Annotated in this window: 14 protein-coding genes and 1 pseudogene; 7 read left to right on the top strand and 8 right to left on the bottom strand. The window is 68.7% G+C overall.

Annotated features, from left to right (window positions below):
* Positions 1–178: 178 nt before the first annotated feature.
* The 3 genes and pseudogenes from ACWDS7_RS40120 to ACWDS7_RS40130 form a co-directional block, all read right to left on the bottom strand.
* The gene (locus tag ACWDS7_RS40120) at positions 179–1,138 is read right to left on the bottom strand and encodes an alpha/beta hydrolase (protein WP_306872136.1); all 960 of its coding nucleotides are present in this window, start codon (positions 1,136–1,138) and stop codon (positions 179–181) included.
* A gap of 194 nt (positions 1,139–1,332) precedes the next feature.
* A pseudogene (locus ACWDS7_RS40125) lies at positions 1,333–1,823 on the bottom strand (transposase); the annotation flags it as partial.
* Between the two features lie 263 nt (positions 1,824–2,086).
* A complete protein-coding gene (locus ACWDS7_RS40130; RefSeq protein ID WP_451933531.1) occupies positions 2,087–2,707 on the bottom strand; it encodes a hypothetical protein in 621 nt (206 codons plus the stop codon).
* A 783-nt stretch (positions 2,708–3,490) separates the two neighbouring features.
* Here ACWDS7_RS40130 and ACWDS7_RS40135 point away from each other — a divergent pair.
* The gene (locus ACWDS7_RS40135) at positions 3,491–3,979 is read left to right on the top strand and encodes an RNA polymerase sigma factor (RefSeq protein ID WP_399506850.1); all 489 of its coding nucleotides are present in this window, start codon (positions 3,491–3,493) and stop codon (positions 3,977–3,979) included.
* Positions 3,980–4,029: 50 nt separating this feature from the next.
* Here the strand turns inward: ACWDS7_RS40135 and ACWDS7_RS40140 are convergent, their stop codons facing one another.
* Positions 4,030–4,407 (bottom strand): DUF4345 domain-containing protein, encoded by a 378-nt coding sequence (locus ACWDS7_RS40140; RefSeq protein ID WP_306872122.1) that lies wholly within the window; start codon positions 4,405–4,407, stop codon positions 4,030–4,032.
* A gap of 76 nt (positions 4,408–4,483) precedes the next feature.
* Between ACWDS7_RS40140 and ACWDS7_RS40145 the strand changes: the two genes are divergently transcribed.
* Together ACWDS7_RS40145 and ACWDS7_RS40150 are read left to right on the top strand one after the other, a co-directional pair.
* Positions 4,484–5,272 carry a TetR/AcrR family transcriptional regulator gene (locus ACWDS7_RS40145; RefSeq protein WP_306872118.1) on the top strand — a complete coding sequence of 263 codons (789 nt, stop codon included), beginning with the start codon at positions 4,484–4,486 and terminating at the stop codon, positions 5,270–5,272.
* A gap of 494 nt (positions 5,273–5,766) precedes the next feature.
* Positions 5,767–6,378, top strand: a complete 612-nt coding sequence (locus tag ACWDS7_RS40150) for a transposase (RefSeq protein ID WP_451933532.1) — start codon at positions 5,767–5,769, stop codon at positions 6,376–6,378.
* 7 nt (positions 6,379–6,385) lie between these two features.
* On the opposite strand, the gene ACWDS7_RS40155 is transcribed toward ACWDS7_RS40150, so the two are convergent.
* Entirely contained in the window at positions 6,386–7,357 is a 972-nt protein-coding gene (locus tag ACWDS7_RS40155; RefSeq protein ID WP_451933533.1) for a helix-turn-helix transcriptional regulator, read from the bottom strand.
* An 82-nt stretch (positions 7,358–7,439) separates the two neighbouring features.
* Here ACWDS7_RS40155 and ACWDS7_RS40160 point away from each other — a divergent pair, with 82 nt between their 5' ends.
* From ACWDS7_RS40160 to ACWDS7_RS40170, 3 genes are read left to right on the top strand one after another with little or no spacing between them, the layout of a single operon-like run.
* On the top strand, positions 7,440–8,114 hold the full coding sequence (locus tag ACWDS7_RS40160) for an alpha/beta fold hydrolase (RefSeq protein ID WP_451933534.1): 675 nt from the start codon (positions 7,440–7,442) through the stop codon (positions 8,112–8,114).
* Positions 8,115–8,119: 5 nt separating this feature from the next.
* The gene (locus ACWDS7_RS40165; RefSeq protein ID WP_451933535.1) at positions 8,120–8,284 is read left to right on the top strand and encodes a hypothetical protein; all 165 of its coding nucleotides are present in this window, start codon (positions 8,120–8,122) and stop codon (positions 8,282–8,284) included.
* A 38-nt stretch (positions 8,285–8,322) separates the two neighbouring features.
* Positions 8,323–8,679, top strand: coding sequence for a hypothetical protein (locus ACWDS7_RS40170; protein WP_451933536.1), 357 nt, complete (start codon positions 8,323–8,325; stop codon positions 8,677–8,679).
* Between the two features lie 338 nt (positions 8,680–9,017).
* Here ACWDS7_RS40170 and ACWDS7_RS40175 read toward each other — a convergent pair whose 3' ends face one another.
* The 3 genes from ACWDS7_RS40175 to ACWDS7_RS40185 form a co-directional block, all read right to left on the bottom strand.
* On the bottom strand, positions 9,018–9,878 hold the full coding sequence (locus ACWDS7_RS40175; protein WP_451933537.1) for a phosphotransferase enzyme family protein: 861 nt from the start codon (positions 9,876–9,878) through the stop codon (positions 9,018–9,020).
* A gap of 150 nt (positions 9,879–10,028) precedes the next feature.
* Positions 10,029–10,409 carry a hypothetical protein gene (locus ACWDS7_RS40180; protein WP_451933538.1) on the bottom strand — a complete coding sequence of 127 codons (381 nt, stop codon included), beginning with the start codon at positions 10,407–10,409 and terminating at the stop codon, positions 10,029–10,031.
* Positions 10,410–10,437: 28 nt separating this feature from the next.
* On the bottom strand, positions 10,438–10,944 hold the full coding sequence (locus ACWDS7_RS40185) for a hypothetical protein (protein WP_451933539.1): 507 nt from the start codon (positions 10,942–10,944) through the stop codon (positions 10,438–10,440).
* A 574-nt stretch (positions 10,945–11,518) separates the two neighbouring features.
* Here ACWDS7_RS40185 and ACWDS7_RS40190 point away from each other — a divergent pair.
* Entirely contained in the window at positions 11,519–12,511 is a 993-nt protein-coding gene (locus tag ACWDS7_RS40190; protein ID WP_451933540.1) for an ArsR/SmtB family transcription factor, read from the top strand.
* The last annotated feature ends 499 nt before the right edge of the window (positions 12,512–13,010 follow it).

The following is a 13,010-nucleotide window of genomic DNA, read 5'->3' on the forward strand; positions in this document are numbered from 1 at the left end:
AGACGTCGCAGACTACGGCAGCCGCAGGGTCCGTGGCCGACACCCCGGTATTCCGCGGCCACGGATGTCGGTTCTCGGTGGCCGGGGCACACACCGGCGCAAGCCCGCTGCGGCCACCGCGGCCCGACCTGGCGCTCGCGTCCTGTGGGCCGCAGGCTGTGGCGTCAGAAATGCTCAGTCAGAGGCTGTCGAGGAAGTCCTGGAGGAGGCGGTTGACGTCGTCCGGGCGTTCCTGCTGAATCCAATGGCCGCAGTCCAGGAGATGGCTCCCCCTCAGATTCGGGAGAGTACGGGGGTAGGCGTCGATGGCGCCGGACAGCCACATGGTGGAGGCGTCCCGCTTGCCACCGACGAACAGGGACGGCTGCTCGATCGGGGCCCCGGCGTAGGAACCCAGGTCCTCCCAGTCACGGTCCATGTTGCGGTACCGGTTGAGCGCTCCGGTCAGGCCCGTCCGCTCGAACTCCGCGGCGTAGAACTCGAGATCCTCCTGCGTCAGCCAGGACGGCAGCGCCCCGGTGGGGAACCGCTCGCGCAGGGTGCCGCCCTCGCGGGTGACGAAATGCGGGTCGGGAGCGTCGGGGCCGGCCATGGTGTCGCCGGACAGAGCGCGGTAGAACCCGGCAAGCCAGCCCCGCACGTCGGGCTCGATCTCGGACTCGGCCCGGTCGGGCTCCTGGAAGTAGGAGACGTAGAACTCCTCCAGCCCGCCCATCTGAGCGAACGCCTCGCTCGGCCGGGGACCGCCCGGCGGCGCGTAGGGCACGCTCAAGATGCCGACCGCACGGAACACCTCCGGTGCCAGCAGCGCGGAGTGCGCCGCGATCGTCGCCCCCCAATCGTGGCCGATGATCACCGCCGACGACTCGCCGAGCGCCCGTACGACCGCGACATTGTCGGCGACCAAATCGAGCATCCGGTAGGCGGCCGGATCCCGCGGCTTGGACGAGCGCCCGTATCCCCGCACGTCGAGAGCGACGGCCCGGTAACCCGCCTGCGCCAGCACAGGCATCTGCCGCCGCCAGGAATACCACGACTCGGGGAACCCGTGCACCAGCAGCACCAGCGGCCCGCTGCCCTGCACCGCCAGGTGAATGCGCCCCGCGCCCGCTTCCAAGATCCGATGCTCGACTGTCATCACGCCCCCCTGACCTGCACTTCCTTGATCTGGCCAACCATAGGTCCGCAGTTTCCCAGGGGGCAAGATCCGTTGCCATATCAGCAAACGCGCGTTTCCCGGCCGCGTACGGGTGGTGCCCGGCGCGCGTCGGCCCGCGGCCGAGGCCAGGAGCCGTGATCAGGGTAAGAGGTCGCGCGGATAGGCGTGTCGAAGAATGCGTCGATGACGGTGGTGCGCCGCTCGTAGCAGCGGGCGAGCCGGCAGAAGGCGTTCTGCCAGGCGTGAGTGCGTTCGACATGCCAACGCTGACTGGCCTGGATGGGCGCCTTCTCCCCTTGTGCGCGATGCGTCCGTGCAGGCCGCGTTCGTTGAGCAGAGCGCGGGTCTTGTCGGAGTCGTAGCCGGCGTCCAGGTGCACGGTGATGTCGTCGGGCAACGGTCCCAGGTCGTCAAGACGGTCCAGGGTCGGGGCGAGCAACGGGGAGTCGTGACGGTTGGCGCCGGCCAGGACACGGCCCGGTGGAATACCGTATCCGTCCGTCATGCCCGAGCGTTTGAGGCCCTGTTTGCCGCGGTCGACCGGTGAGATGCGCCGACGGTGGCAGCCGAGCGGATGGCCGGGGTGGTACTCCGGCCGCTCGGGCAGCAGGGCTGCGAATTGGCCCCAGAGCGGTTCTGTCAGCCATGATGGAAGCGCGGGCACAAGTCTCCCCAGTGCTCACAGAGCGTCGCGACTCTCTGATCGTCGGCACCCGTGCCTGTCCTGCTGCCGGGCCCCACCATCGAGCCGCGGCCTTGACCCCCGGCGTCTCTGTGCGCGATCCGCACCCGACGAGCATGAAGTGCTGGGTGTAGATCGCCGTGACGTGAAGACGGGCAGGCGCGGTTGGTGCGGATCAGTGGGCGCTGCATTCGATGAGCAGTGCATCGGTGAGGACGAGTCGGGGTCAGAGGGCGCTGAGCGGCTCAGCCGTGGAGAGTGACGTGGGGCAGCGGACGGCCGGTGGCGTCGAACAGCGCGGCTCCACAATCGCAGCGCTCGTCGGCCAGGGTCTGGTCCGCCGACAATTCCCAGACCAGCATCTGCGAGCAGTTCGGGCAGTCCAGGCTGACCAGGGTCTCTTCGGGTTCCGAGCCCCAGGCCCGCACCGGGAGGCCCTGGTGCATCAACCCGGTCGGCTCACGCTCATCGGTCAGCGCGACCAGTACCTCGTAGGTGTCGGTGCCGTTCTCCCACACCATGAGCGTGCAGCGGAGATCTGCCAGCACACCGGACAGGTGATCGAGCTGACGGACCGGCAAATCACCGCGGCGCAGAGTCGGGTCGGTCTCGGCCGCTCGGTAGACGACGTTGGTGTCGACGTCTGTCGGCTCCGCTCCGAAGGCCCGTACTCGACCAGCCACGAACGCAGCCAGCTGGCCCGGGTAGTTCTCACCGGCCCAGTCCATCGTGAACATCACGCTGTCGACGTGAACCCCCCGGGCCCGTTCGCCGGGGCTCAGGACCAGCTCGTCCAGTTCTGTCACGACGATCACGCTATCAACTGCCGGGCGGCGGACGGTGCCGTTGTCGTGCATGTCCAACATCAGCCTCTGCACCTACCTGTGCGACCTCTAAGCACGCCGTAGCGGAGCTCGTCCGCAGGGTGTGCGCCACCGACGACGTGACCGTGGCCGCGCTGGCAAGCGGGCCGATCGTGACGACGGCGCTGTTACACGAGGGATCCGTACCCGGCCGTCCTCCACGTACAGCAGCGCGCGGATGCCGTCCCACTTCGTCTCGACCGCCCGGCGGTGCTGTGCCCGCCTGGGCGATCAGCGGCGGCTGCGGCGTGGTCCTCGGCAGCCTTGCGCTCCAGGTCGGCGGCATCCTCGGCCCGGCCCACCGCACCCACCAACCGGCACATCAGCCCGCGGTTCCCCTAGATCAGGGCAGGTCAGGGGCATATCCCGTGCATGCCCCGTGATCGCTAGGTAAATTGCCCGACAGGCCGGCCGAACCCCCCGAGTCACTCCCACGGCCATCATGACTGTCTCGACCAGTGCCAGGCTCGCATCACTGTGTACGCCCCGCAGGAAGCCTCGTGTGGCCAGGCGGGTCACCATCCCCGACGGCGCACCTTCGAGGCCAGCACCCCCACACGTACAGTAACGGCGGTGACAGTGAGGCGGGGCTGGCACCGGCGGGCTCGACACGATCGTCAGGCAGGCCACCTGGAGCTGATGCGGTTCTTCAGGGTCATGGCCGTGGTGGTCGCAAGCGCGAAGCAGAGCGGTGCCGGGGCGGGCCGCGCTCGTGCCGTGGGGGGTGCGAGCGGCAGGGGAGAAGGCGCTGGGACGGCTGGCGGCGCGGTTCGGCGAGCAGGTGTCATGAGCAGCGCGCTGGTGGTGGCGGCCCAGCGGGGTGACACGATGGCGATGAACGACCTGCTGGCCGAGCTGACCCCCTATCTGGGCCGGGTGTGCGGGCCAATCGCGCTGGACAGCGGGCCCGACGCGGTGCAGGAGGCGTTGATTGCCGTGTTCCGGCACCTGCGGGAGTTGCGGGAGCCCGAGGCGTTGTACGGCTGGGCGCGGGCGATCGCCGTGCGGGAGGCGGTGCGGATCGCCAAACGCGACGCTCGTTCGCGTCCTGAAGAACTGGGCGAGTTGCCGTCCCGTGAGGATGTGGAGCGGGCGGTGGACGTCCAGGACGTGCTGGAGCGGCTCTCCCCCGAGCATCGGGCGGTGTTGGTGCTCCGCGATCTCGAAGGGGTGCCGGAGGAGGATGCGGCGCGCTCGCTGCGGGTGGCGCCGGGGACGGTGAAGTCCCGGCTGCACCGGGCCCGGGAGAACTTCCGCCGCGCCTGGAGCTCATAACAGAGCGCGCCTCGGGTGACGAAGCGCGCTCCTCTCGGGCGTAAGCCTCTTCAGGCGCGTTCCTCCTTGTCGGCCAGCCAGAAGAACACCGGCGGCAGGACCAGCTCGATCACCGTGAGCACGATCTGAAAGCCGTGCGGCCGGCCGTACACGGCGAGTGAGAGCAGCCGCCCCACCCCGCCCAGCAGGAAGACCGCGGCCAGCCAGCGCACCACCCCCGCCGGGATGGGCCGCCGGCGGGCGGCCCACAGCCAGGCCAGGCCGTAGCCGGTGAAGGCGGCGCCCATGAAGCGCCCCCAGCTGTCGATCGTTGCTCCGGCGTCACCGGCTCCGGGGATCGCCGCGTTGCCGAGCACGACGTGGAGCAGCCCGATCAGCACGCACGACCACCCCATCACGACCGTGAGGATCCGGAGCGTCTTGGCCATGATTTCTCCCGACTTAGTAGACATATGTCTACTACAGTGATCAGTCTAGTAGACGTGTGTCAACTAGACTGATCCCATGCCTCCTCGCCAGCGACTCACGCCCGACGGGCGTCGCGCCCAGCTCCTTGCCGTCGGCGCCCGGCTCTTCGCCGCGCACCCGTACGCCGACGTGCTGATGGAGGAGGTCGCCGATGAGGCGGGCATCTCGCGGGCCCTGCTCTACCGGCATTTCCCCAGTAAGCAGGCCCTCTTCGCCGCGGTCTACCAGCAGGCGGCCGACCAGCTCCTCGCCGACACGCGGCTCGATCCCGCGCGCTCCCTGCGTGAGCAGCTCCTCCAGGGCATGGACGTCCATCTCGACTACTTCGTGGCCAATCGCAACGCCGTCCTCGCCGCGAACCGGGTCCTCGCAGGCGACCCGGTCATCCAGACGATCATGGCGAACGAGCTGGACGTCCTCAGGGAACGACTGCTGGGCGTCCTTCCGCTCGCGGGCGACGACGCGCGCGAGGCGGTCTCCGGGGTGCTGAAGGCGTGGCTGGTCTTCGTTCAGGTGCTGTGCGTCGACTGGCTCACCCGCGAGACGTGCACCCGCGACCAGCTGCGCGACATCTGCGTGGGCGCGGCCCTGGGCGCCCTCGGCCCGCTGCTCTCGCCTCCGTCGGAGTGTCGGTCAGGACGCGAGCTGGGTGTGGCGGTCGGCGACGCCGATCAGCGCGAGGGTGAACCCTGTCAGCGAGGCCTCCATGACGGCCCGAGAGATAGTCGCAGCTCCCCGGAAGCATCACGTACGCACTGTGACGCGTCCACTGACTTCATGACGCCTGGACTGTCATCTGCTGTCGTTTCCACTGACCCCTCGTGAAGCCCAACGCCCCCGCGCTCCTTGATCCCTCCTCCTCTCCTGCCACAGTCGTCTCACAAGATCACATCTGGGTGGACCAAGGCATCTCCGATACGGAGGCAGCGACCAGCGGGGCGGCGCCTGCGACCCCTGCCGCCACTGTTTCACCGACACGTGGACGCCTACTACGGCTTCCCCGGCGGCCTGGCCACCCCCTGACCTGACCATCGGTAGGCGAGCCCTCGCAGGACCGGAGGGCGTGTCGGCCGACGAGGGGGAGTACCTGCCCTCCCTGGGGAAACCACAGCGGGACGGGAGAGCCCCCGCCGCCGACTTCAGCACCGACACCGTCCCGCCCGTCTGGACTCGCCGATTTCGCGGGGCATGACGAGGATCCGAACGGAAAGTCCCGTTAGCGGAGCGGCCTCCAGCGGCTTACCGTGACATTCCGTTCGCCGGAGCCTGCAGCGCCCCGAGCGCCGGGCCGTAGCGCGTGAGGAGGCCGAGATCGCCCGGTGGGTCGCCTTCGAGTGGCCGCGCATCGAAAGGGGGCCCTGGAAAACCGGGCATGGATCGTGTTCTTTGACGGATCCGGTGTATCGCTGCTGCCGCAGGTGCGCCGCAGGTGCGCCCCTCGCGGCCGCACGCCCACGTTGCGGCACCGGCTGAACGGGAAACGCGCCTCGACGGCCGCCGCCTTGGGCTACCGCGCCGTCGATACCGGGCGCGGTGCACGTTTGTGCTTCCACCTGCGGCCCGGCGGCTACGGCACCGAAGCACTGATCGACGTGCTCACCCAGGTCAAGCCGTTCTACCAGGGCGAACGGGTGGTGCTGGTCCGGGACGGGCTGAGCGCGCGCCGGAGCCGCGCCCTGCGCGCCTGGGCCGCCGGGCAGGACCGGCTCACCCTGGAGCGGCTGCCCGGCTACGCCCCCGAACTCAACCCGGTGGAGATGCCGTGGTCCAGCATCAAAGCACGCGAACTGGCCGACCTCGCCGGCGACCACCTCGCTGATGTCTCCGACGCCGCCGAAGGCGGCATCAATCGCATTTGCCAGGACGAACGACTCGCATGGTCGTTCTTAGCCCACACCGGCCTGAAGATCCCCCCAACCCCACACAACTAACGAAAACTCAGTAAGCCATCGTCTGGTCGTCCCGGTCCGTCAGGGCGGTGGTGAGTCGTGCCGCGAGCTTCGCGACTGCGGTGCGGAGTTCGGGTCCGCCTTCGACGCGGAAGGCGAACGGCACGGTCGCCAGCCACTCCTGGGCGTACATGGCCGGGTTGTTGGTGCTGCCGGTGAGCACGCACCCCTCGCCCACCGGTTCCAGGCGCCCCATGGGCGGCCGGATCCACGGCGCCACCTCGGCCGGCGGGGCGTCGAACACCACGCGGGTGGCGAACGACCATCCAGTTCCCAGGTGCTCCTCCAGCGTCGCGACCGGGTCGAGGCCGTCGGGCGGCTCGAAGCCGTAACCAGTCTGCTGGGCGGCCAGGATCCGGTCGACGCGGTAGGTGCGGAGCGCGGCCGCGCGATGGGAGTGGCACAGGAGATACCAGCGTCCGTGGCGAACGACGACCGCCCAGGGGTCCACCTCGGCCTCCCACTCCTGGCCCGCGCCGCTCCGGTAGGTGACCAGCACGCGGCGCCGGATCGCGACGGCGGCGACGAGTGCGCTGATGATCGCGGGATCGGGGCGGGTCGAGCGCCGGTCCGGCGCGGCCGCCGCATGCTCGCGCAGCGCGGCCGCCTGCCGTCCGACGCTCTCGGGCAGTGCCTGGATGACCTTGCCCAGCGCGGTGCCGACAAGGTCGTCGTCGGCCGGCTGTCCGTCGAGCACCGCCATGACCAGAACCAGCGCCTCTGCCTGCGTGAAGACGACCGGAGGCAGCCGTGTGCCGCGCTGTAGCCGGTAGCCGCCGTGCGGGCCGCGGGCCGAATCGACGGCGATGCCCGCTTCCCGGAGGATGCCGATGTATCGGCGCGCGGCGCGCTCGGTGACCTCCAGCCGCTCGGCGATTTCGGCGGCCGTCGTGCCGGGGCGGGTCTGGAGGATCTCCAGGGTCCGCAGGGCTCGTGCGGTGGGGCTGAGATCGCTCGGCACCCTCGGAGAATACAGGAAGTGAATCGTCCGGAATTGACTCTACGGTAGGGAACCGCACCTCACGGAAGAAAGCGAACAGATCATGGACATCCTGCTCATCGGCGGCCTCTGGCTCGACGGATCCGCCTGGGACGAGGTCGCCGCCGCCCTCGGGCCGCTCGGCCACCGCCCCGTGCCGATCACACTCCCGGGCCAGGGCGACGGATCCACCTCCGCCACCCTCGACGACCAGGTGGCCGCGGTGCTCGCCGCGTTGGACGCCGCGCAGGACAAGGTCATAGTGGTGGGGCACTCCGCCGCCTGCACGCTGGCCTGGCTGGCCGCCGACGCCCGGCCGGAACGGGTGGCCAAGGTCGTCTTCGTCGGCGGCTTCCCCGCCACCGACGGCGGAATCTACGCCGACTTCTTCCCCATCGACGAGGGCGTCATGCCCTTCCCCGGCTGGGGCCCGTTCGAGGGACCCGACGCCGCCGACCTCGACGAGGAGACCAGGCGGCGCATGGCCGCCGCCTGGGTCCCCGTCCCCGAGGGCGTGGCCAAGGCCGTGGTATCGCTGGCGGACGAGCGCCGATTCGACGTTCCGGTCGTGATCGTGTGCCCCGAGTTCACCCCCGCCCAGGCGCAGGAGTGGATCGACGCCGGTGACGTGCCCGAGCTCGCCAGGGTCAAGCACATCGACTTCGTCGACATCGACTCCGGCCACTGGCCCATGATCACCCGGCCGACCGACCTCGCCCGGCTGCTCGCCGAGGTCTGACCGCGATGTCGTACACCATCCGGCCCCTGGGCGCCTCGACGTGGGACGCGTTCGCGGAGCTGGTCGAGCGCAACAATGGGATCTTCGGCGGGTGCTGGCGCATCGGCTACCACCCGGAGTGCGGCGAGCGGGGATCAGCCTTCGCGCGGTCAAGCAGGAGCGGGTCCTGACCGACCGCGCCCACGCCGCGCTCGTCTTCCCTGAGCGCATGATCAACACCAATAACTGGACCATACGCCACCTGCGCAGGGCGGCCTCCCTCAAGCTAGTCGAAATGGTTTCCGGCACCCACTATGTCCAAAGCGCCGACGCCCTGGGCATGCTCCAGGGAAGCGCATCGCGAACACAGGCGGTCCTACGAGACCAGATCCCCGACGACGGGATGTGGCAGGAGTTCGAAACCGCCGTCGAACAGATCGCCCGCATCCTCGACAACCAACCCGAACGCATCAACTACGCCGACCGGCGTCGCGCCATGGCTACCTGGGAGATGCCCCAGGCCGACTGGATACGACATGCACCGGCATCCCCAAGATGGCCCGAATGGCTACACAAAACCCCTTGATCGGCACCGCACGTGTGTGGTCGGAAGTCACTCAAGCTGAACATCTGCAGTGCCCGCCCCTGAAAGCCCTGCGCCAAACCGATGGTCCGGAGGCCCGCAGAGTCGGCGACAAGGTCGCCCAACTCCTGACTCCCAGCCGACAGAGGGCAGGATCGTTCGTCCTCCGTCGCCGCTTGAACCAGTATGCCGCCAACCTCGCGGCACAATGCGACAACGGCACAGAACCGCTCTCACCTTCCTGAGTTGCCCAACACAACCGGCCCGCGCCACCAGAGCCGATCATGGTGGCATTGCGATGGTTACCTGGGGTTCTTGGACTGTTCTCGCAGCGGGTGGCCTCAGCGATCGCAAAAAGGTCGGGAGAGTTCGAGATCGGCGTCCACTCGGCGCAACCCGTCGAAACCCCAAGTGTTTATGCCCTCCAAGTCGACCTCGTTGTAGATGCGAACGGCAAGGTCGCGCAGCGAGCGGGCAAGCCGGGCGTACTCGAGGTGAGTGAGGTCGAGTCCCTCCGCGCCATAGGCGCGCAGGAAGCGCACAGGATCGGGCCCGCACAAGCCGGCGAACACATCGTGCTCGCGCGGCGCCAGCATCGCGTGACCCCAGTCGAGCAGCGTCGCGATGCGACCGTCGCGGTCAACGAGGACGTTGTGAGGGAACAGGTCGTGGTGGCATACGACGTGGGGCACGTCGATCGCGCGTGCCCGTTCGATCACCGCTTCGAGCCGGTCGACGTTGGCCATGATTTCGTCGCGGCGGTCCACGATCCAAGGGTGGTCGTGCCGGTCGCGCAGCACCTCAATGCACCACTCGTCCATATCGGTGCGGGGCAGATCGAGGTCGGTGATCTCGTGCACGGTGCGCATCACCCGCGCGATCGCGTCAGCGTCGTTCCACGTTCCCAGGCGGCCGTCGACGAACGGGAACAGCGCGTAGCGCCGGCCATGGTGCTCCGAGGTGTACGAGCCGTCAAGTGCTCGCTCCGCCGCGGGAACGGGGATGCCCCGAGCTGCCAACTCAGCCGTCAGCGCCAGACCGGCGTCGCTGTCGGGCTGCTGACGCCAAAGTTTCACGAACCAGCGCCCGTCGGTGAACGCATCCGCTTCGAACCCGCCCGGATGCGGCCGCAATTCGCCCACTTCAACACCGAAGGCGTCGCGGACCTGAGTCGTCGTCGGCGGTCGTACTTCGCTCCACATCAACCCAGGACGCTACCGCTGCCGAGGGCAGCCGGTCGACGTCTTTTTGCAGCACCGCTGACCCAACCTACGTCCGCCATCTATCGTTCACAGCCGCCAACTACGGATCACAGGCACAGCGATCGCGGGGTTCATCACGCTGTACCCCTTCTACGGCCAGTCGATGACGAGTCGGCTGTTGGGCTTGTCGATGATGAAGCGAGGGTCGGCGGCCTTCAGCAGGTCACGGTGCGCGGCCGTGGCGATGCGGAAGCCGGGGGCGGGCGCGTCGTTGCCGTAGTCGCGGTCCCACTCGCCGATCGGGGCTGTGACCTGCTCGGCGAGGGAAGCGGCGGTCGGGCCGTGGCCGATGACGCCGATCTCCAAGAACCGGCTTTCGGTGTCCTGGCCCTCGCGGACGGTCAGGTAGGCCAGGATGTCGCCGTCGAGCGCGGCCATGGACCCCCACCCGAAGTGCGGGGTGAACCCGGGCCGCTGGCCGGGCATCCGGGCCAGGCCGCCTGGCAGGACGCACGCCAGCCACAGATACACCCACTGCCAGGATGAGCCCGCCGGAACTTCACCCCGGTGTAGACCTTGTGGGCGGGCTCGTCCAGGACGGTCGGCATCGCCTCCCGGTCGACGAGCTGCTCGCTGAAGGTCTCCATGCCCTCTCCGGCCATGGGGACTCGCGTGTAGATGTCGTCGTAGATGCCCTTGCGCAGCGGGACGAAGGTCGCCATCTCGCAGGAGACCGTCTTCCAGGTCTCGCTGTTCTTGTCGTCGGGCTCGAAGGCGAGCTGCGGGAGATGCTGCCGCGGATCCGCATCGGGATAACCAGCCGCCCGCCCGGGGCGAGCTGTTCCAGAACCTCGGTGGGGATGTCACCGGCGCCCACGGTGAACTGGATCCGGTCGTAGGGGGCGTGCTCGGGGAGCCCGGCCGCGCCGCCCCGCAGCACGGCCAGATGAGCACCGCCAGCCGTGGGGGCAGGCGGTGAAGCTGGGGCGGCCGGCGCGGTCGCCGGGGCGCGGAGCTTCTCCGTGGGCAGCGCTACCTCGTTGCCGGAGCCGAACGCCTCCCGCATCCGCTTGAGCCGCTCCCGGTAGACCTCTCCGCCGACCGCCTGGCCGGCGGCGTCCAGGTCGGGCCGGTTGGGACCATCCCCGCGGCCGCCATAACTGTTGTACCCGTCCAGGGTGAACAGCGAGTCGCGCAAGGTGCTGGACACGACCAACCCGCCGATGCCGCGGCCGTGCTCACTTCTTTGGCCCCCAGGCCGAACACGTGCACCTGGGGCAGATGGGCTCCTCGACCGTTGAACGCAGGGGCGTTCGGAGTCGTCCGGAATTGTTCCGGACAGTGTTCGATCTTGTGTCCGTCGGGACCGACGATGACTGTTTATGGCGCCTTCCCCGATCGCATGGGGTGTCCAGGCCGATGGAGGTTGTGCATGTTTCTTCCGCCTGTCCGACGGAGAACGGACAAACCCGCAGCCACTCCGACACGGATGTCCGACAAGATGTCAGGCATAGGTCCAAACGGTTCGCCGTCGCCCGCCGCCCTCCGCCGGCGGGCGCGATCCGGGCCACGCTGGTCGCGCCCTCACGTGCCGGTGCCCCGCGGCTCTCACCGGATGGCCAGCGCGGAGGGCGGACGTGATGCAGGCGCTTGAGATTCCCGCCGAGGGGCTCAAGCATGTCCGCTTCGGCTGGTCGATGCTGAGCGAGGCCACCCTGTCGTTGTGGGCGGCCACCGGAGGCAACCAGACGCCGTGGATCCGGCGATGGTGGAGCGATGTGCGTGGGCGGCTGACGCCGGGCAGACCGCGCCTGTTGCGCGAGATCATCGGGTTGGGCGGGTACCTGCCGGATTTCCTCCTGCCGGTGGCGGCCGGCGGCTCGTCCTCACTCGACGAGGAATTACACGCACTGGTGACCACACCGACAGGGTCGATCCGGGAGGGGTTGACCTGCGCCATCACGGGTGCGAAGCGAACAGGGCTCGTCGGCCCCGCTCTGCCGCTGGCCACTCGCCTGCTGGACGCGCGCGGTGAGGACGCTTACCTGGCCACTTTGGCGGATGAGCTGAGGACCTACTGGAAGGCGGCCCTGGCCCCGTATTGGGACGGTCTGCGGGCCGACCTGGAGCTGGAGTTCGATCACCGGGCGCGGCTGCTCGCCGCCGACGGGGTGCATGCGGCCATCGCTGACATGAGCCGGCACCTCGCCTGGAGTGGCGACACTCTCCTCGTCGACATCCCGCCACACGCCCGGCTGACCGCCGGCTCGGGGTTGTGGTGTGTCGGCTCGGCCTTCATGAGCGACCGGATTCTCATGAGCAACCGTCCCGACGACACCGTGGCCATCTACTTCCCCGCCGCCGGAAGAGCCACCACCGCGTCGGGACGGCAGCCGTTCAGGCAGGTATCGCGGGACCTCACGGAACTTCTCGGCGCAACCCGTGCCGCACTGCTGGCCGACCTCGACATCGCTCACACCACCGCCGACCTCGCCCGGCGCCACAAGCTGGCGGCCGGCACCGTCTCCCATCACCTGGGCATCCTGCACAAAGCGGGGCTTCTCGACCGCGGGCGTGACGGCAAGCGTGTGCTGTACCGGCGTAGCCCCCTTGGCAACGCCCTCGCCCGCTGACCGATGCCCCAGACCGATGAAATCTTTTAGGCCAGTTGATCTCGTCGATTCGACTCTAGTCAAATCGACGGTCCAGCTGATACTCGACGGGGTTTGATCATTTATGTTGTAATCTCCGGAGATTCGCTCTGGCGAATTCATAAAAGCAACCTGAGGAGGTGAAACTTATGATCACGACTTCTATTGTTGACAGGTTGGCTAGTGACAGCCTCCAGCAGCACCTGTTTGCGTCCCAGTCCACCGTGGCTCAAGAATGTGGGCGGGAAGGCAGCACGTGTCTCTTCACGTTCGGGTGCTGTGCCGGCCTGTACTGCCGCCTTTGGGTCGATGGCTGGGCGGACGGTCACTGCCGCCGCGGCTGAGACATTTCCGTCTCGGCTGCCGACGCTAGCCCCTGAGGGGCTTGCGGTCCCGCACCTACCTCACCACCGCGAACACGACACTCGGCTTCCTGCGCGAGGCCACCTTCGCCGCCGAAGTCAAGATCGGCGGGACCGGC

This window comes from Streptosporangium sp. NPDC003464, assembly GCF_053588315.1.

Bases quoted from the DNA above. Each gene is read 5' to 3' on its own strand.
- ACWDS7_RS40120 (WP_306872136.1), bottom strand. From the start codon at position 1,138: ATGACAGTCGAGCATCGGATCTTGGAAGCGGGCGCGGGGCGCATTCAC.
- ACWDS7_RS40130 (WP_451933531.1), bottom strand. From the start codon at position 2,707: ATGTTGGACATGCACGACAACGGCACCGTCCGCCGCCCGGCAGTTGAT.
- ACWDS7_RS40135 (WP_399506850.1), top strand. From the start codon at position 3,491: ATGAGCAGCGCGCTGGTGGTGGCGGCCCAGCGGGGTGACACGATGGCG.
- ACWDS7_RS40140 (WP_306872122.1), bottom strand. From the start codon at position 4,407: ATGGCCAAGACGCTCCGGATCCTCACGGTCGTGATGGGGTGGTCGTGC.
- ACWDS7_RS40145 (WP_306872118.1), top strand. From the start codon at position 4,484: ATGCCTCCTCGCCAGCGACTCACGCCCGACGGGCGTCGCGCCCAGCTC.
- ACWDS7_RS40160 (WP_451933534.1), top strand. From the start codon at position 7,440: ATGGACATCCTGCTCATCGGCGGCCTCTGGCTCGACGGATCCGCCTGG.
- ACWDS7_RS40165 (WP_451933535.1), top strand. From the start codon at position 8,120: ATGTCGTACACCATCCGGCCCCTGGGCGCCTCGACGTGGGACGCGTTC.
- ACWDS7_RS40170 (WP_451933536.1), top strand. From the start codon at position 8,323: ATGATCAACACCAATAACTGGACCATACGCCACCTGCGCAGGGCGGCC.
- ACWDS7_RS40175 (WP_451933537.1), bottom strand. From the start codon at position 9,878: ATGTGGAGCGAAGTACGACCGCCGACGACGACTCAGGTCCGCGACGCC.
- ACWDS7_RS40185 (WP_451933539.1), bottom strand. From the start codon at position 10,944: ATGCGGGAGGCGTTCGGCTCCGGCAACGAGGTAGCGCTGCCCACGGAG.
- ACWDS7_RS40190 (WP_451933540.1), top strand. From the start codon at position 11,519: ATGCAGGCGCTTGAGATTCCCGCCGAGGGGCTCAAGCATGTCCGCTTC.